At 64.6% G+C, this 622-nt stretch carries 1 protein-coding gene; it reads right to left on the bottom strand.

Annotation, left to right across the window (positions count from 1 at the left end; translation table 11 throughout):
• The coding region (locus tag JKL46_RS35060; protein ID WP_201843066.1) for a helix-turn-helix domain-containing protein at positions 1–501 on the bottom strand (501 nt) is incomplete at its 3' end.
• Positions 502–622: the final 121 nt, after the last annotated feature.

The following is a 622-nucleotide window of genomic DNA, read 5'->3' as shown; positions in this document are numbered from 1 at the left end:
CGCCCCACAGTAGCCGGGGCACTCGCTCTCGAACTCGCCGTGCGCGTCCTTCTCGGCCTTGGCCTTCTCCAGGGCTGCCACCTGGCTCTCCGTCAGGATCAGGCCTTCCTGCGCCACCTTGGCTTCCAGGGCTTTGAGCCGCTTCTTCATCGTCTCAAGATCATGTCGCTGCCACACCCCCCGTACGCCAGCCGGCGAGATCGAATGGCCGCGCATGCGCATCTGGTTGGCGAGGCGGATCTGGCCGAAGGCCGGCTGCTCCAGGGACAGCTCAACGATGACGGCCTCCACCTCCGGTGGCGTGCGGTTGGCCAGCAGTGGCTTGCGCCGGGTCAGCTCCTGCAGGGCCAGTTCGCCGCCGGTCTCATAGAGCTCTTTGAAGCGGTAGAAGCTGTCGCGGGAGTAGCCCATCATCTTGCAGGCCTGGCTGACGTTGCCGAGTTGCTTGGCCAGCTCCAGCAGGCCGACCTTGGCGCGGATAATCTTCTGCTCGTTGGTCATGACGGTGCTCCTTGTGAACGCCGAGGCCGGGCGCTACGCACCCCGACCACTCCGCGCCCAGCCTCGGCTCATGCCTCAGCCTAACGACACCGTCTGTCAGATTAAGTCCAAACTACTTCAC

This window comes from Microvirga zambiensis WSM3693, from assembly GCF_016735695.1.
In the GTDB taxonomy this organism is placed as follows: domain Bacteria; phylum Pseudomonadota; class Alphaproteobacteria; order Rhizobiales; family Beijerinckiaceae; genus Microvirga; species Microvirga zambiensis.
Note: the sequence above shows the minus strand (reverse complement) of the source record. Positions and strands in the feature narration are given on the sequence as shown.